This is a genomic window from Aequorivita todarodis (genome assembly GCF_028561335.1).
In the GTDB taxonomy this organism is placed as follows: Bacteria; Bacteroidota; Bacteroidia; order Flavobacteriales; family Flavobacteriaceae; genus Aequorivita; species Aequorivita todarodis.
Genome location: NZ_JAQQTG010000051.1, coordinates 174,978 through 192,179 on the forward strand (window position 1 = coordinate 174,978; position 17,202 = coordinate 192,179).

At 40.7% G+C, this 17,202-nt stretch carries 12 protein-coding genes and 1 pseudogene; 8 read left to right on the top strand and 5 right to left on the bottom strand.

Annotated features, from left to right (window positions below; translation table 11 throughout):
- Nucleotides 1-35 precede the first annotated feature (35 nt).
- Complete coding sequence (locus tag POV26_RS15255; RefSeq protein WP_272857327.1) at nucleotides 36-1,163, bottom strand: helix-turn-helix domain-containing protein; 1,128 nt, start codon at nucleotides 1,161-1,163, stop codon at nucleotides 36-38.
- Nucleotides 1,164-1,486: 323 nt separating this feature from the next.
- On the opposite strand from POV26_RS15255, the gene POV26_RS15260 reads away from it, so the two are divergent.
- Nucleotides 1,487-2,299 carry a helix-turn-helix domain-containing protein gene (locus tag POV26_RS15260; RefSeq protein WP_272857328.1) on the top strand — a complete coding sequence of 271 codons (813 nt, stop codon included), beginning with the start codon at nucleotides 1,487-1,489 and terminating at the stop codon, nucleotides 2,297-2,299.
- A 114-nt stretch (nucleotides 2,300-2,413) separates the two neighbouring features.
- Here POV26_RS15260 and POV26_RS15265 read toward each other — a convergent pair whose 3' ends face one another.
- The gene (locus POV26_RS15265; protein WP_272857329.1) at nucleotides 2,414-2,776 is read right to left on the bottom strand and encodes a YraN family protein; all 363 of its coding nucleotides are present in this window, start codon (nucleotides 2,774-2,776) and stop codon (nucleotides 2,414-2,416) included.
- Nucleotides 2,777-2,803: 27 nt separating this feature from the next.
- Nucleotides 2,804-3,724, bottom strand: a complete 921-nt coding sequence (locus POV26_RS15270; protein ID WP_272857330.1) for a S66 peptidase family protein — start codon at nucleotides 3,722-3,724, stop codon at nucleotides 2,804-2,806.
- A 488-nt stretch (nucleotides 3,725-4,212) separates the two neighbouring features.
- On the opposite strand from POV26_RS15270, the gene POV26_RS15275 reads away from it, so the two are divergent.
- The 6 genes from POV26_RS15275 (at nucleotide 4,213) to POV26_RS15300 (ending at nucleotide 14,045) form a co-directional block, all read left to right on the top strand.
- Nucleotides 4,213-5,679, top strand: coding sequence for a DUF1800 domain-containing protein (locus POV26_RS15275; protein WP_272857331.1), 1,467 nt, complete (start codon nucleotides 4,213-4,215; stop codon nucleotides 5,677-5,679).
- A gap of 8 nt (nucleotides 5,680-5,687) precedes the next feature.
- The gene (locus POV26_RS15280) at nucleotides 5,688-7,307 is read left to right on the top strand and encodes a DUF1501 domain-containing protein (RefSeq protein ID WP_272857332.1); all 1,620 of its coding nucleotides are present in this window, start codon (nucleotides 5,688-5,690) and stop codon (nucleotides 7,305-7,307) included.
- A 188-nt stretch (nucleotides 7,308-7,495) separates the two neighbouring features.
- Nucleotides 7,496-9,634 carry a methionine--tRNA ligase gene (gene metG, locus POV26_RS15285; protein WP_272857333.1) on the top strand — a complete coding sequence of 713 codons (2,139 nt, stop codon included), beginning with the start codon at nucleotides 7,496-7,498 and terminating at the stop codon, nucleotides 9,632-9,634.
- 258 nt (nucleotides 9,635-9,892) lie between these two features.
- Nucleotides 9,893-10,345 carry an IS200/IS605 family transposase gene (gene tnpA, locus POV26_RS15290; RefSeq protein ID WP_272857334.1) on the top strand — a complete coding sequence of 151 codons (453 nt, stop codon included), beginning with the start codon at nucleotides 9,893-9,895 and terminating at the stop codon, nucleotides 10,343-10,345.
- A gap of 569 nt (nucleotides 10,346-10,914) precedes the next feature.
- Nucleotides 10,915-13,065 (top strand): Tex family protein, encoded by a 2,151-nt coding sequence (locus tag POV26_RS15295; RefSeq protein WP_272857335.1) that lies wholly within the window; start codon nucleotides 10,915-10,917, stop codon nucleotides 13,063-13,065.
- Between the two features lie 98 nt (nucleotides 13,066-13,163).
- On the top strand, nucleotides 13,164-14,045 hold the full coding sequence (locus POV26_RS15300) for a DMT family transporter (RefSeq protein WP_272857336.1): 882 nt from the start codon (nucleotides 13,164-13,166) through the stop codon (nucleotides 14,043-14,045).
- A gap of 4 nt (nucleotides 14,046-14,049) precedes the next feature.
- Here POV26_RS15300 and POV26_RS15305 read toward each other — a convergent pair whose 3' ends face one another.
- Together POV26_RS15305 and POV26_RS15310 are read right to left on the bottom strand one after the other, a co-directional pair.
- Nucleotides 14,050-14,280, bottom strand: coding sequence for a ferredoxin (locus POV26_RS15305; RefSeq protein WP_272857337.1), 231 nt, complete (start codon nucleotides 14,278-14,280; stop codon nucleotides 14,050-14,052).
- A gap of 1 nt (nucleotide 14,281) precedes the next feature.
- Nucleotides 14,282-15,523, bottom strand: a complete 1,242-nt coding sequence (locus POV26_RS15310; protein WP_272857341.1) for a peptidase U32 family protein — start codon at nucleotides 15,521-15,523, stop codon at nucleotides 14,282-14,284.
- Nucleotides 15,524-16,642: 1,119 nt separating this feature from the next.
- Between POV26_RS15310 and POV26_RS15315 the strand changes: the two are divergent.
- Nucleotides 16,643-17,202, top strand: a pseudogene (locus POV26_RS15315) (hypothetical protein); the annotation flags it as partial.

Sequence of the window (17,202 nt, forward strand, 5' to 3'; positions counted from 1 at the left end):
GGAATCGACCGTTTGCGTACAGCCGAACGCAAAACCTATGCAGCCAACTGTTTTTTTATATAATTGCTGGGAGTTTCGTGCATCGTATTTTTGAAGGCTTTGTTAAAGGTAGATTTTGAATTGAAGCCCACATCCATGGAAAGAGCCAAAATGGTGTGTTTTAGGTGTTCTTTGTTTTCCACTTTTTTTAAAAACTCCTTAACGCGGTATTGATTTATAAAATCATAAAAGGTGGTTTTGTAAACCTGGTTTAAAAGCCAGGAAACATTGTTTGTTGAGGTTTGGAGCATTTCAGAAACATCGGCCAAGGTCAAATCGCTTTGCAGAAAAACCTTTTCATTGATCATTAAACTGTCCAATTTGGTTTTTAACAATTGAGCTTCGGCTTCGGGAAGACGTTCTTTTTTTGAACTGCTTTTTTGTTTTTCTTCTGAAATCCTAAAAAGCTCCGGCTGTTTTAAACTGAAATATCCTATTACATAAATAAACAATGGAATTGCCACCCAAATACTATCATAACCAATAAAAGGAATGGTTTTGTTGAATATAGTTGTGTTCAACAAACTGAAAGTCCAAGCCAGTAAACACGCTAATACAGAAAAGAGAAAAAATTTGAGATAGACAATGGGACTTTGTTCAAAGGAAAAAACCTCCTTTTCCGTTTGTTTGAATTTTGCGAGCAACTGAAAAGATTTCAGCACATAAAACATATTAAATACAATCATGATTACTGAAATAATCCTGAAATACATCAGTAGATTTCCCTTTAAAAAAAATTCGTAATACGCTTTTGGAGTGTAATTTATGATATAGAAGAAAGCGAAAAAAAGCATTCCAATAAAGGGAAGAAAATGAATTATCGACAGCGAATACGTATTCTCTTTCTTAAACAGAAGCCTTTTTACATACAAAAAGATAAGTGGCCCAAAGAGAAAAACCAAGGAATCCACCGCAATGCTCCATTGAAAAACCCAAGGAGTCAAAAAACGAAAATAGAAAAACCTGCCGATAAGCATTAGCGTTGCAAGTGCGATTAAATAGGAAAGCACGCTATTTGCCTTTTGGTTGTTATTGGAAATTCGCTGGAGTGTTAACGAAAGGAAAATACCTTGGCAAATGCCAATAACAATAATTAGGTCTATAAGTTTGAAGGTAATTTCCATAAACTTCACGTTGCCACAAAGATAAACGGTAGCTTTTAAAAAAGGTGTATTTGGGTACAGCCGTACCTAAAAATGACAGAAAAAAGAAAATGATTTATATCGGTATTAAATTGATTAGATGTGATTTATAAGAGGAAAATTTCAAAGTGTCGGGTAAATGTCGGGTGAAATTCACTTGAAAATATTGCACTATCTTTACTGCCATCGTACTATTGCTTCATAAATTTTTAGAAAATGAAACATCCACTAACTTTTTCTAATCAACGGCAAAATATCTAATAGGATGTTCCATTTGACATTTTAGAAACAAATATGATAGACAAATGAAACAACCAGAACTCGGTCGAAAAATTTTAGAACTCCGAAAGCAAAAAGGCTTAACACAGGAAGAACTTGTGGAGCAGTGCAACATTAACGTGCGGACCATTCAACGTATTGAAGCTGGCGAAGTAACGCCCCGAAGTTTTACGTTGAAAACAATTTTGAATGCCTTGGGCGAAGATTTGGAAAACTTGCAAGAATCCGAAACTTCCCCTTTTGAAAATTTCAATTTAAAAGATATTGGTTTTTCTATTTTTTACATAAAATTGGCATGGATTTGCGGTATCATTTATTTCCTTTCCGGTTTCGTGGAATTTGCCGTGGACTATGCCCGATTTCAGGAAGATGAATTGATAATTCCAAAAGCCGCATACATCAGTATGAAATTTATAGTGATGCTGACGTTTATTTATTTTTTATGGGGCTTTGTTTTGAGCGGCAAAATTTTCAATAATTATTTGTTGAAAATCGGCGCTTTCTTTTTAATTGGCACTACCATTTTATTTTACGGGTACGATATGGCTTCACTCTACTTTGAACCATTTTACACCGAATATGTTATAACTATACAATCCATTTTCTGTGGAATTGGCAGTATTATTTTTGGCTTGGCTGTGATGCGATTGGAAAATCCCTTTGGTAAAATCCCGGGAATAGCCGGTGGTTTTGAAGTTGTGAGCGGAATCCTATTTGTTATAGTTTTTATGGGATGGCTGGGGCTTGCCTTTTTGATTCCTGCAATGATTTTGCAGATAATTTTGCTCTATAAAATTGAGGAGTTTTTGAAAAGGGAAGGCACGAAAGAAATAATGTGATTTAGACTTTTGAAGGGATTTCTTCGGCCGATAAAGCGCTACGGGCTTTGAGACCTTCTGCGAATTAACTTTGACAAAGTTTAAAACTTTGTCAAAGTTGGGTTTGAATCAGGATTAAAAATGATAAAAGGCATTTTCAAAATGCTCCAGCTTTTCTACTTTTTGGTTTTTTAGAATAGCAATTATATCAAACCGTACTTCCACATTTAGTTCGTTTGAAACGATATATTCATTGGCGGCCTTTACCAAAAGCTTGATTTTTGAAGGGGTTACAAAACTCTGCGGATCGCCAAAGAAATCGCTGTTACGGGTTTTTACCTCAACGATGACAACCGTGCCTTCTTCCTTTTGGGCGATGATATCTATTTCGGCTTTGTCAAAATAAAAGTTTCGGCGCAGGATTTTATAACCGTTGCGAAGCAAATATTGCGCGGCTATTTCTTCCCCTATTTTTCCGAGTTCGTTGTGTGAGGCCATTTTGATTTACGATTTATGATTGCCGATTTACGATTTTCTTGAGGTTGAAAATTGAATATTGATAGTTGAAGATTGAACATTTATTTCAACTTCCCTTCCCAAAATCAAAGCCCGATTATCCGCAATATGCCCAGCGGGAAAATTTAAAATCACTGGATAATTGTATTCTTTCACCAAATCCACGATTATTTCCTCAGCGGTTTTTCCGAAGTAAACCTTGTTGTCCTTCATCTCCGTCATTCCGCCAATGATAAGCGCTTTCAGATTTTTCAGATAACCACTTCGCTTTAAATTCATCATCATTCTATCAACGTGGTAGAGCATTTCGTCCAAATCTTCGATGAAAAGAATCTTGCCATCGGTGTTCATTTCCGAAGTACTTCCAACAAGCGAATAAAGTACCGAAAGATTTCCGCCAATCAATTCCCCTTTTATATTTTGGGCTCCCGCATTTATTGCGGGACCGTTTCCTGTAAAATCTAAAGTATATGCTTCCCCAAACAAAACTCTCCGAATGGATTCCCTGGCTTCCTCTGTTTTATTTTCAATCTCCAAACACATCTGCGCGTGCAATGTTTCGATTCCAAAATTATGGATATGCGAGTGCAAAACCGTAACATCGCTGTAGCCAACAATCCATTTCGGGTTTTTTTTGAAAGCCGAAAAGTCAAGTTTATCGATAATCCTCACCGTGCCGTAACCGCCACGCGCGCACCAAATGGCTTTCACTTTTGGGCCGTCCAGCATTTGCTGAAAATCTGAAGTGCGCAAATCGTCACTGCCTGCAAACTGGTTTTCCACGGTGCCGATGGTTTTTCCCAAAACGGCTTTCAATCCCCATTTTTCAAGTAATTTAAGCGCGGGCGTTAGTTCTTCTTTTGAAATTTTCCGTGCGGTGGAAACGATGCCAACCGTATCGCCCTTTTGTAAAAATGGAGGTGTGCCCATAAATCTGATTGAAAGTTTTTAAATTATTGAAAACTTGACTTTTGAATTAAAATTATAACGAACTACGGATAAAAAATAGATAATCTACAAATTTAGAGCAACAAACTTAACATTAGCAATGCAGTTACAATGCTAATAAATTGATCTTATTGCCATTGCGTTTATAATATAGTCATATGGCCGATGGCATTGCGCATTTCATAAATCGAAGGTTTGATTTGATTAAACAATTTACGAAATCTATGTTTTGTAAGTGTCTATATATCAGCGATATATTATATTTTTTAAATTGCTGGATCACTTTTCAAATTCCATTTAAAATAGATTAAAAATGCGCTTAATTTTTACTGGTAGGAATAATCGTTCACGAATTTTGTTTCCCCAAAATACTAATAATCAAAATATTGAGTTAAAAAATCAGTTGAATGGTACTGTTAATTGGATTAAATACATACATTTGGCGCCAAACCTAATGAAAACTTTTTAGAATGGAAATAATTGCTACCCCCACTTGCAATACATCCACACTTGCTCCCTATGAGCCATCTTCCCAAAATCCGTGGGATACACGTAAGGTTAATCACGTGTACCGCCGCTTAGGTTTTGGGGCTTCACAAGATGATGTGGATGCTGCACTCTCGCTGACCCCGGGACAATTCATTAACTCACTTGTAGATACAGCACACAATATGCCGCCAACCCCGGCGCCATATTGGGGTTATTATTCCAACGATGATTTTTCTGATTACGAGACCCAGAACTTCGAATTTTTTGACCAATGGCGGTTACAGACTACCAAAGATCTTCTGGAGGAAAACCTTCGTGGGAGGCTTGCGTTCTTTTGGATGAACCACTTCGTAACCCGTTTTGGAGTCTATTTTCATGCCCCCTATGCATTTCAGTATTACCATACAATACAAGTACACGCCTTAGGAAATTTTAAGGAATTTACCAGGGCCATTGGGCTAGACCCGGCAATGCTTGTTTTTCTGAATGGTGTTGAAAACACAAAAGACAGCCCCAATGAAAACTACGCCCGAGAACAATTTGAACTTTTTACATTGGGTGAGGGAAATGGCTATACCCAAAACGATATAACCGAATCGGCAAGAGCTTTAACGGGCTATAACGACTGGCCGGAAGAAAATGGCGAGATATATTTTAACCCCGAGACTTTTGACGATGGTGTAAAGACCATTTTTGGACAAACCGGAAACTGGGGCTATGATGATGTTGTTAACATTCTTTTTCAGGAAAGAGGTTCTGAAATTGCATATTATATATGTGAAAAGCTCTACAAATTTTTTGTGAGTCCAGCTACGGACAACATTGGGCCGACCATTATCCAAGAATTAGCGCAAACGCTGGTCAACAGTAATTTTGAGATGGTTCCAATGTTGAAAAAACTATTCAAGAGCCAACATTTTTTTGATGAGCATGCCGTGGGCGTTGTAATTAAAAGCCCTTTTGATGTGGTTTTGAATTTTTTGAAAGAAACAGACTTTTATTACAATGACACCATACTCAATGCCCTAATCTATTACACGGGGCTTGTGGGACAGGAAATTTACGATCCCGTTGATGTAGCTGGCTGGCAACGTGATGAATCATGGATAAACGCCTCAACACTTACCGGTCGCTGGGCATTAATAGATGAATTTTTAGACTACCTGGACCAAAATGGTTACGACAGCATCTTTGTGGACTTTGCGAAGACACTTACCAACAATAGCAAGGATCCATACTTTATTACCAAAACTCTTGTGGATCATTTCATGTGCAAGGAATTATATACGCTTTCAGATTATGATATTGCAACTGACATTTTTAAATGGGAAGTGCCACAGAATTACTATGATCAGGGTATTTGGGATTTAGACTTCAATAGCGCTCCCTATCAAATCCTAATTCTTCTGAAACATATTGCAAGAATGCCCGAATTTCAACTTAAATAAGCAACCACATGTGTAAAAATCATACTATCCCCCAAAAAAATACTTCAAAAGTCGAAAAAAGCATTCACGATAAAGAGCATTCCACCTGGAACAGGCGCTCTTTTATTCAGGCTTTGGGTTTGGCCGGCGCCGGCGGCATCATGTTGGGCCATGCCTCTGTTACTGCTTCCAAGCCATCCCCGCTTTCGGTAGCTTTGGCAGCAAGTGAAAACGAAAATATTTTGGTCATTGTCCGTCTAAAAGGTGGAAATGACGGCCTCAATACCATCGTTCCAATTTATGACTATGCAACCTATGCCAATTTGCGACCTAACATTCGCCATCAACAAAACAATTTGATAAATTTAAACGCAGATTTTGCCATTCCAAACTATATGGGCGGTCTCGAATCTGTTTGGGGCGATGGAAAAATGAAGGTGATCCACGGAGTGGGCTATCCGCAGCAAAATCTATCCCATTTCCGGTCCGCAGCAATCTGGGCTTCCACAGATGATATAAATGTGGAAAATACGGGTTGGTGGGGCCGTTACTATGAAGATCTCTATCCAGATTATTTGATAAATCCGCCACAGATTCCACCAGCGGTACAAATAGGAAGCATTGGAGACCTTATTTTTGAAGGCAACGACAGTAACTATGCCTTTTCTGTGGCCAATACCGAACAATTGGCCAATGTGGCACAAAATGGGGTTCAGCACGATGTAACTAATTTACCGGATTGTGTTTACGGTGATAAACTCTTGTTCATGCGCGCCACTACAAACACAACCGTTCGGTATTCCTCCGTAATCAATAATGCCTATATGGCTTCAAGCAACAGCTCTTCCTATAGTGATGAAGCCCTTGCAAAACAGTTGGCCATTGTTGCCAGATTGATAAAGGGAAACCTGGGCACCAAAGTATTTATGGTTACCTTGGATGGTTTTGACACTCACGCCAACCAAGTAGGCGACCAGCGGGCATTGCTTGAAGATCTTTCAGATTCCATCAAGGATTTTTATGATGACCTTGCAGCCACGGGAATGGACAACAAAGTTTTGACCATGACCATTTCAGAATTTGGGCGCAGGCCCTATGAAAACGGCTCAAACGGTACCGACCACGGCGCCGCTTCCCCAGTTATGTTATTTGGTGCGGGGCTTGACGGAAATGGATTTGTGGGCAACCACCCAAACCTTACCGAATGGGACGCTGATGACAATCTAATACCAACAACCGATTTCCGTGATGTGTATTCCACGGTTTTAACGGAGTGGTTTTGTTTGGACCCTTCTGTGGTAAGTTCCATTTTGCTTAACCAAAACTATCAAACTTTGAATATGGGAATCACCTGTCAGGCGCTTTCAAATACCGATTTTAGTAACACTACTCGGTTTGTGCATGTACCCATTTACCAAAACGACCGCACCCTTATTGAAATAAACATGCCCAATACGGCAAATGTGGACATCAGGTTGTATGATATGATGGGAAGGGAAGTAGGCACGTTGGAAAACAAAATATTATATCCTGGAAAGCACAGTATAGATGTTAAGGAAAAAATCAAGACACGTCTTTCCTATGGACAGTATATTTACCGTATTTCAACCGGAGGACAATTTTATAGTAAATCCATACAGATCAGGTAATATTTCATAAGCCCTTTTAATGAAAAGCTTCCTGTATTTTGGGAAGCTTTTTTATTTTGAAATTTTCCATCAGTGAAAATCCTATCTCTCCAACAACCTAAGGAATGTAAAACAGGGCAATTGTTTCCGAAGATAAAATCCCTATTTTTGTGCCTTCCAAATTAATTAACCCAGGTTTTAAAAAAGATATGGATCAAGACCCAAAACGCTATACTATTACCGCCGCTTTGCCCTATACCAATGGCCCCGTTCACATCGGTCATTTGGCAGGGGTTTATGTGCCAGCAGATATTTATGCACGTTTCCAAAGACTTCAAAATAAAGACGTGGCCTTTATTTGCGGCAGTGATGAACACGGGGTGCCAATTACCATTAAAGCAAAAAAAGAAGGAGTTACGCCACAGCAAGTAGTGGATAAATACCACGGAATCATCAAAAAAAGCTTTGAGGATTTTGGAATTTCCTTTGATAACTATTCGCGCACTTCTGCGGAAATCCATCATAAAACGGCGTCGGAATTTTTCAAAAAATTATATGAAGGCGGAAAATTTACCGAAGCGGTTACCGAACAATTATACGATGAAGAAGCCAATCAGTTTTTAGCAGACCGATATATCACGGGAACTTGTCCTAAATGCGGAAATGAAGAAGCCTATGGCGACCAATGCGAAAAATGTGGCTCCAGTTTAAACGCTACGGAACTAATAAATCCAAAAAGCACCATTTCTGGGAATAAACCTATTTTAAAAGAAACAAAACACTGGTTTTTGCCTTTGAACGAATACGAAGATTTTCTGAAGCAATGGATACTTGTGGACCATAAAAAAGATTGGAAAACCAACGTTTACGGCCAATGCAAAAGTTGGATCGACGATGGTCTGCGTCCGCGAGCCGTCACCCGCGATTTGGACTGGGGAATTCCCGTGCCGGTGGAAGGAGCGGAGGGAAAAGTACTTTATGTTTGGTTTGATGCGCCCATCGGTTATATTTCTTCTACTAAGGAATGGGCGGCGCGTGAAGGCAAAAATTGGGAAGATTATTGGAAGGACGAAAAAACAAAAATGCTTCACTTTATTGGGAAAGACAACATCGTTTTCCATTGTATTATTTTCCCTGCGATGCTGAAAGCTGAGGGAAGTTATATTCTACCGGAAAACGTTCCCGCGAACGAATTTTTGAATCTTGAAGGCAACAAAATTTCAACCAGTAAAAACTGGGCGGTTTGGCTGCACGAATATTTGGAGGATTTTCCGAACCAGCAGGATGTGTTGCGATACACTTTAACCGCAAACGCCCCGGAAACAAAGGATAACGATTTTACGTGGGCAGATTTTCAAGCCCGAAATAATAATGAATTGGTTGCCATCTTCGGAAATTTTATAAACCGCGTACTAGTTTTGACCGATAAATATTACGGCGGAATTGTTCCGGAACCAGCAACTTTTTCAGAAATTGACGAGCAGACTTTAAATGAATTGAAAGCATATCCCGAGGTAATTGCAAGTTCAATTGAGCGTTACCGTTTCCGCGAAGCGCAGGCAGAATTGATGAACGTCGCCCGCCTCGGGAACAAATATCTTGCCGACGAAGAGCCGTGGAAAACCATAAAAACAGATGAAGAACGCACAAAAACCGTAATGTATGTTGCGTTGCAAATTGCTTCGGCCTTGGCAGTTTTAAGCGAACCGTTTTTGCCGTTTACTTCAGAAAAGTTGAAAAATATGTTGAATTTCCAAGCCTTAAAAATACAACCTACGTGGCAAAATATAGCCACACTTTCTCCCCCTTCGGGGGAGATGCCTTTAGGCAGAGGTGGACACAAAATTGGAAAGGCCGAATTGCTTTTCAGCAAAATAGAAGACGAGCAGATTGAAGCCCAATTAGAAAAATTGAAACAAACCAAAATGGATAATAAAGTGGAAAAAGTAACTGATAAATCAAGTGACGTTTCACAAAACGACGGACAGACTGCTTCGGCTGAAATAGCCTCGCAGAAGCCAACAATCCAATACGATGATTTCGCTAAACTCGATATGCGAGTGGGAACAATTTTGGAAGCCGAAAAAATGCCTAAAGCGGACAAACTTTTGGTTTTAAAAATCGATACAGGAATTGACGTTCGCACCATAGTTTCCGGTATTGCGGAAAGTTTTAAACCAGAGGAAATCATCGGTAAAAAAGTTACTGTTTTGGCAAACCTTGCCCCACGCACGCTTCGTGGTGTAGAAAGTCAGGGAATGATTTTAATGACTGAAAATGCTAACGGGAAACTTGTTTTTATGAATCCGGGGGAAGAAGGGGTTGCCAATGGGGCGACTATAAATTAAGCTAAAGGGATACCCTTGGTTAGGTAGATGATATCGCCCTTGCAGAGCTTCGATATAGGAGGAATTTTGGGATTATGGTCTAGCCCTGAAAGGGCGTCATCCCTCAACGATGCGGCACAGCCCATCGACTGCGGCACAGCCCATCGACTGCGGCACAGCCCATCGACTGCGGCGCAGCCCCTCGACTGTGGCAAACAAAGCCCATCGCTAAGCACACATAAGAACCAAAGCCCTGAAAGGGCCGTAATACGAATCAATATGGGACAATCACTCGTAAAAAATTACATCCACATCGTATTCAGCACTAAGTATCGAACCCCAATGATCTATCCTCCGGTGGAGGAAGAACTACATAGCTATCTCGGTGGAATCTGTAATAATCTTGATTCCCAAGTTATAAAAGTAGGTGGCTATACCGATCATGTCCATATGCTCTGTAAGCTCTCCAAAAAGATAGCTTTAATGAAACTGGTAGAGGTTGTAAAGTCAAATTCTTCCAAATGGATCAAAGCAAAGGGAAAAGCTTATGAAAACTTTTATTGGCAAGACGGTTATGGCGCTTTTTCGGTAAATCCCTCTCAGGTAGATACTGTAATTGCTTACATCGCCAATCAGCATGAACATCATAGAAAAAAGACTTATCAAGATGAGTTCCGAGCATTTTTGAAGAAGTATAAAGTTGATTATGATGAGCGTTATGTTTGGGATTAGGATGCTGTTCGAGACTTGATATTTCGCCCTTTCAGGGCTTGGATGCGGTTACCTCTTCCTTCTGCTCCAAAGGGCTGCGCCCCTTGTTCGGGGGTATCGCCCTTTCAGGGCTTGGGTTTTTGAGTGTGCCTTGCAAAAGTGCTCTGCCTTTTGTTGTGGGATTTTGCCCTTTCAGGGCTGGTATTAGGTTATGAATCTATTCATGCTTATTAAATGAAAGTTCAGCCTCGGAAGGGATATAACTCCACAATGCGTATCCGCCTTATCGGATAGAAGAGTTTGCTTTTTCTGTGCCTTAGCCCTGAAAGGGCGATATGCCTGAACGATGGGTTAATGCCCATCGTTATGAAAGGAAAATGCCAAATCCAAAAGCCCTGAAAGGGCGACGTGCCATAACGATGGGCATTCGCCCATCGTTTGTAGTAAAGATGTTCACAAAACTTAAAAGCCCTGAAAGGGCGATACACTTTTTTTATTCCGAAGAAATATCATTAAAGGTCATATAGTCTCTGGAATCCTTATTTTTGTCATAAATTTATTCAAATCCATTCCCCATAATTTCAGTTTCTGTGGCTCTTATAAACTTTATATCCTCCCAAACCCAGCTTCCCGAAAAAAGCGTTGAAAACACCGTAAAACTTTTAAACGAAGACTGCACCATTCCCTTCATTTCCCGATACCGAAAGGAACTGACGGGCAATCTCGATGAGGTTCAAATTGGCGAAATCGTAAAATTCAAAGAGCAGTTTGAAGCTCTGGAGAAGCGAAAAATTGCCGTTTTAAAATCCTTGGAAGAGCAAGAAGTTTTGACCGCCGAACTTCAAAAGAAAATTGAAGAAGCAACGGACATGATTGCGTTGGAAGATTTGTATTTGCCGTATAAAAAGAAGCGAAAAACAAAGGCAGATACAGCTCGCGAAAACGGTTTGGAACCTTTGGCGAAAATTTTAATGAGCCAGTCCCGAAGTTTCAATACTTCTGAAATTTCAACTTTAGCTTCAAAATATATAAAAGACGAAATACATTCCGAAGAAGAAGCTTTGGAAGGCGCGCGACACATTATTGCCGAATGGATTAATGAGCGAACCGATATCCGGAATATGCTTCGAAATCAATTGGAACGTTTCGCAACCATTTCCACCAAAGTGGTAAAGAAATTTGAAGATGATGAAAAAGCCCAAAAATTCCGCGATTATTTTGATTGGAATGAAGCGTTAAACAAAATCCCTTCGCATAGATTGTTGGCAATTCTGCGCGCAACTTCCGAAGGATTTATTCGAAATAAAATAGATCCCGATATGCATCGGGATGACAATTTTCGGATACTTTCAAAAATTAAAGATCGCATTCTAAAATCTAACGATGCGGCTTCAAAACAGATAAATCTCGCTATTGAAGATAGCTACAAACGCCTAATGTTTCCGGCGCTTTCCAATGAAATTTTAACTGCCGCCAAAGACAAGGCAGATGAAACCGCCATCAACGTTTTCGCAAAAAACCTAAAGCAACTTTTGTTGGGATCGCCTTTGGGTGAAAAGCGGGTTTTGGCCATTGACCCAGGTTTTAGAACAGGCTGCAAAGTGGTTTGTCTCGATGCCCAGGGAAACCTGCAACACAACGAAACCATCTTTCCGCATCCGCCAAAAAATGATACTTCCACTGCGATGAAAAAGATAAGTTCGCTGGCCGATGCCCATAAAATTGAGGCAATAGCAATCGGAAACGGAACAGCTTCGCGCGAAACGGAACAATTCGTAAAACGAATCCACTTTAAAAATCCGATACAGGTTTTTGTGGTAAGCGAAGCCGGCGCATCTATTTATTCGGCTTCAAAAATTGCGAGAGATGAATTCCCAAATTACGATGTTACCGTGCGCGGCGCGGTTTCCATCGGTCGCCGATTGCAGGATCCGCTGGCGGAGTTGGTAAAGATCGACGCTAAATCCATCGGGGTTGGGCAATATCAGCACGATGTGGACCAGTCAAAACTTAAAAGTTCGCTGGATACAACGGTGGAATTGTGTGTAAATGCCGTGGGCGTAAACATAAATACCGCGAGCGTTCCGCTGCTGAGTTATGTTTCGGGCATCGGTCCAAAACTGGCGGAGAATATTGTGAAATATCGCGAGGAAAACGGCGCATTCAATTCCCGGGAAGAAATAAAAAGTGTACCGCGCTTGGGCGAAAAAGCCTTTGAGCAGGCCGCTGGATTTCTTCGGATAAAAAATGGAAAAAATCCGCTGGATGATTCTTCGGTGCATCCCGAAACCTATAAAGTTGTTTCGAAAATGGCGAAAGATGAAAAGGCGAAAATTTCAGAATTGATAGGAAACAAGGCGCTGCTACAGAAAATAAATCTCGAAAAATACATTTCAGAAAAAACTGGGCTACCCACTTTAAAAGATATTATAAAGGAACTTGAAAAACCCGGTCTTGACATTCGCGAGGAAGCCAAAGTCTTCACTTTCAACCAAAACATAAAAACCATCAACGATCTGCGGGAAGGCCAATTGCTGCCCGGAATTGTGAATAACATCACCAATTTTGGGGCCTTTGTGGACATTGGGATCAAGGAAAGCGGGCTCATCCACGTTTCCAACCTTTCCGACACGTTCGTTAAGGACGTCAATGAGCACGTGCATCTGCACCAGCAAGTGGTCGTAAAAGTGCTGGATGTGGACGTGGATCGAAAGCGGATCCAATTAAAACTGCACCAATAACTCCTGCGTTAATTTTTGTTTAAAATTCAAATTTATGCCGTGCCAATCGTGGTTTCGGCATACTTTTGCACTTTTTTAAACCGCTTAATTCCAGCCGTATGACCAAGCCCAGAATAGCGCTCGTAATAGGCATTGTGTGTATTTCCATCTTTCCGGTACTTGTAAAACTGGAAACGGCCCCACCGCTCGTTTCGGCTTTCTACCGTATGGCCGTAGCGGGGGCACTGTTACTACCCGCAGCCTTGCTCACGGGAAAATTTAAGATCCCCTCCATAAAAATGTTTTGGCTCACCGTGGTCTGCGGGATCATCTTTGCGCTCGATGTGGCCGTTTGGAACATTTCCATTCAACTTTCCACGGCAACCCAAGCTACCCTGCTCACCAATCTCTCACCCGTTTGGGTAGGGCTGGGCGCCTTCTTTTTCCTGAAGAACAAACCTACCTCCAATTTCTGGCTGGGCACGCTTGTGGCGCTTTTCGGAATGGTTACCTTAGTGGGATTCCATTTCTTTTTGGATCTCGACTTCGACCTTGCTTTTGTGTTTGCCATCCTATCGGGTATGTTTTACGCCGTTTATATGCTGGTGAGCAAATACGTGCTTTATGAAATGGAAGTGTTTCCTTTCATCACCCTGAGCACGGTGACCTCGGCAGTCATTTTGGCATGCATGACCTATCTGAACAACGAACCATTTTTGGGGTATAACGCTACGGGCTGGGCCGTGTTTTTAACACAGGGGCTTGTCTGTCAATTGCTGGCGTGGTTGCTGCTGGGCTATGCTACCAAACATATGCGGGCCACGCGGGTTTCGGTGAGTTTGTTGGGGCAGGTTGCGCTTACTGCTTTGCTGGCTTGGGTCTTTCTTTCTGAGGAAATTACCTGGCAAATGCTCTTGGGGGGCGTCATTCTTTTACTGGGAATCCGCATCACTTTTTATGAGAAGCCAATGCTTTCCTTTGCCCGAAAAGCAAAGGCATAGACCTCTATAGCAATTTCACGGAAATTATCTTCACCGGACAAGCCTTGGCGGCCTGCTCACAGCTTTCCAAGGCTTCATTGTCTGTAACTTTTAGGGTGTGGAAACCCCGTTTTTCCTCGGCGTGCAACAAAACGGTTTTTCCGTCTTTTTTCGACATTCTGAAATAGGTCGGCGCCAGCTCTACGCAATAGTTGCAGCCAATGCACTTGTTCCGTTGCAGGGTTACTACCACCATTTTATGTAGCAACTATTTTGTAAAGTTTATCGGAAGGCCGCACGCGGAAAGGCGTGGGAATGGTGCAGGAATCGCCTTTTTTTGCCGTGGAAAGCGACTCATCATTTACAAGCATTTCCGAAAGCTCAAACTCTTTGGCGCCGGTAGTTGGCCCGGTAACTAAAACTTTGTCGCCCAAGTTTAAATCGAAGGCTTCAATTTTGAATTCGGCGATTTTGGTTTTTGGGAAATAATGCGCGCCCTTGCCAATATACACCTTTTTCTGCGTGGCCTGCGAGCCGTCGGTATTGCTCCATTCGCCTAGCTTTTGGCCCAGATAATAGCCGCCCCAAAATCCGCGGTTATACACTTTGGCCAATTCGGCCATCCACTGTTCCACTTTTTCTTCGGAATAGCTTCCGTCGTAATACGAGTCAATAGCTTCGCGATAGGTTTTGGTTACGGTCGCCACATATTCCGGGGCGCGGCCACGACCTTCAATTTTGAGGACTTTTACGCCCGTTTCAATCACTTCATCCAGAAAATTTACGGTACAAAGGTCTTTGGGCGACATCATATATTCGTTGTCCAGTTCAATCTCAAAGCCCGTTTCTTGATCGATTACCGTGTATTTTTTTCGACAATTCTGCTTGCAGGCGCCACGGTTTGCAGAGGAATTGTGTGAATGCAGACTCAAATAACACTTCCCCGAAACGGCCATACAAAGCGCGCCGTGGCCAAAAATTTCCACTTCCACCAAATTGCCGGAAGGTCCTTTTACCTGTTCCTTTTCTATCTGTTCTGTAATTTTCTTTATTTGCCGAAGGCTCAACTCGCGGCTCATCACCATAGTATCGGCGAACAGCGAATAGAATTTTACCGTTTCAATATTGGTAATATTTATTTGGGTTGAAATGTGAATTTCCATCTCAATTTGCCGGGCATAGGCAATCACGGCCTGGTCCATCGCGATTACGGCAGTTAAATCTGCTGCTTTTGCGGCATCCAATAGGGTTTTGATCAGCGACAGGTCGTGGTCGTAAATAATGGTGTTCAGCGTAAGATAGGTGCGCACGCCTTTCTTTTTGCAGCGTTTCGCAATTTCGGGCAAGTCGGCAATCGTGAAATTGATACTCGCCCGGGCCCGCATATTAAGCTGCTCGACCCCAAAATATATCGAATCCGCACCATTGTCCAACGCGGCCTGTAACGATTCAAAATTACCGGCCGGAGCCATCAGTTCTATTTTTCCGGAGGAAGTCATTTGCTTTAAAAATTGAAAATTGCCACAAAAGTCGGGCATCCCTTCTTTATAAAATATGATATTTGTTAGGTTTTGATAACCTTTAACTGCGTCCTGATAGTCAATTGCATAATATGGGAAAGAAGAAAAAGGAAAAAAAGCGGACCCTAAAAATAGATTGTTGCGAAAAACACCTCAAAAAAGGGGAGCATAAACGTTGTAGGCGCTGCCCCTGTTTTGATTTCTCTGAAGAAGAGCGCCAACAGCGGTTTGCTGCCCTAAGTTTGCACGCTTAAATAAAGTCCCATTTTTATCTTCCAGTACGGTATCTTTTCCTCAAAATATTCAAAATAGGGTTTCTAGGGTATCGGAGTTTTCGATTGTTTCTTTCGCCTCTTTTATCATTTTATTTTCTTCGGAAGAAATAAAATCTAAAAAGTAAGTATTTCTACAAATTACCGATTGCTATACGACCAATTTCTCGTCATTTAACCGGAAAATGTTAAAAACTACTCTTTATAATGTCTGATTAGTGCCATTATTCAACCTCGTCTCTACACCTCTATTAAAGAACTGGATAACAGTAGAATAAGCGTTTTATAAAAACACATTTTTTCGGAAATAATGCCATGAAAGTCTAAGGATGGTAAGGGAGTTTTAACAAAAACTAATGATTCTAATATAGCTTTGCAATCAGAAATACACACTTATAGATGTGCGAATTCTGGTTAATTAAATCATCTCCTTATAAGATTGACTTTAATATCTTCAGTTTTAAAAGTTGGTAATAATATGATAAACTGATTTTAACTTTTTATAGAGATAAAAAACGGGTTGCCGATATTTGAGTTGCGAAGCGTAAATAATTTAAAAGCAACCCATTATGTACACAGTACTGGACAAAGATACAATAGAAATGGAAATAAAGTACAGTGAATAAATTTTACCGGGAGAAATGGTATTCTTCAAATAAAATGTAAGGCATAGAAAGGAAGATCTCAACAAGTTATTGAAAAATTATTGTATAACGAACGAATTTAATTATTAACTATAAATGATTCTACTTCCAGTAAACCATTCCATTAATGTCTGACAGTTGGAACTTTTTTACAAAAAAGGAATTATTGAGTAACAACCCTAATGTTCAAAATAGGAAAATATTTTAAAAACAAACAATACATTCAAAACAGTAACAATATGAAATTAAGATTACTATTTATTGCACTTTTAGGTATAACCTATAGTATGTATGGTCAGTTGGGAGTAGGTACTCCAATGCCGAATGAATCGACACAATTGGATGTTGTAGCTTCAAACCGAGGAATTATGATTCCTAGGATAGGGCTTACAGACACAAGCGATCAAACAACCATAACAAATGGGAACGAGGAAAGTCTTTTGGTGTTTAATACTACTAACAATAGCCATATTAGACCGGGATACTATTATTGGTTTCAAAATAGTTGGAAACGAATTATAGCTTCAGGAGATAATGAACTTGAGGAAACGCTTACGTTTTTGAAGTATGATGATACCAACAATACCTTGGTGTATACAGATGAAGATGGAAATGACACCATTATAGATCTATATTCAATCATTGATGCGTTGGAAACCTTAACTTCCGTTACTTTCGACCCTACGACCGGTATCCTTACCTACAACGATGAGGATGGCGTGGCCACCGACCTTGACCTGGG

What these genes read in the sequence shown, in the direction of transcription:
- POV26_RS15255 (WP_272857327.1), bottom strand. Translation starts at nt 1,163, where the DNA reads ATGGAAATTACCTTCAAACTTATAGACCTAATTATTGTTATTGGCATT.
- POV26_RS15260 (WP_272857328.1), top strand. Translation starts at nt 1,487, where the DNA reads ATGAAACAACCAGAACTCGGTCGAAAAATTTTAGAACTCCGAAAGCAA.
- POV26_RS15265 (WP_272857329.1), bottom strand. Translation starts at nt 2,776, where the DNA reads ATGGCCTCACACAACGAACTCGGAAAAATAGGGGAAGAAATAGCCGCG.
- POV26_RS15270 (WP_272857330.1), bottom strand. Translation starts at nt 3,724, where the DNA reads ATGGGCACACCTCCATTTTTACAAAAGGGCGATACGGTTGGCATCGTT.
- POV26_RS15275 (WP_272857331.1), top strand. Translation starts at nt 4,213, where the DNA reads ATGGAAATAATTGCTACCCCCACTTGCAATACATCCACACTTGCTCCC.
- POV26_RS15280 (WP_272857332.1), top strand. Translation starts at nt 5,688, where the DNA reads ATGTGTAAAAATCATACTATCCCCCAAAAAAATACTTCAAAAGTCGAA.
- metG (WP_272857333.1), top strand. Translation starts at nt 7,496, where the DNA reads ATGGATCAAGACCCAAAACGCTATACTATTACCGCCGCTTTGCCCTAT.
- tnpA (WP_272857334.1), top strand. Translation starts at nt 9,893, where the DNA reads ATGGGACAATCACTCGTAAAAAATTACATCCACATCGTATTCAGCACT.
- POV26_RS15300 (WP_272857336.1), top strand. Translation starts at nt 13,164, where the DNA reads ATGACCAAGCCCAGAATAGCGCTCGTAATAGGCATTGTGTGTATTTCC.
- POV26_RS15305 (WP_272857337.1), bottom strand. Translation starts at nt 14,280, where the DNA reads ATGGTGGTAGTAACCCTGCAACGGAACAAGTGCATTGGCTGCAACTAT.
- POV26_RS15310 (WP_272857341.1), bottom strand. Translation starts at nt 15,523, where the DNA reads ATGACTTCCTCCGGAAAAATAGAACTGATGGCTCCGGCCGGTAATTTT.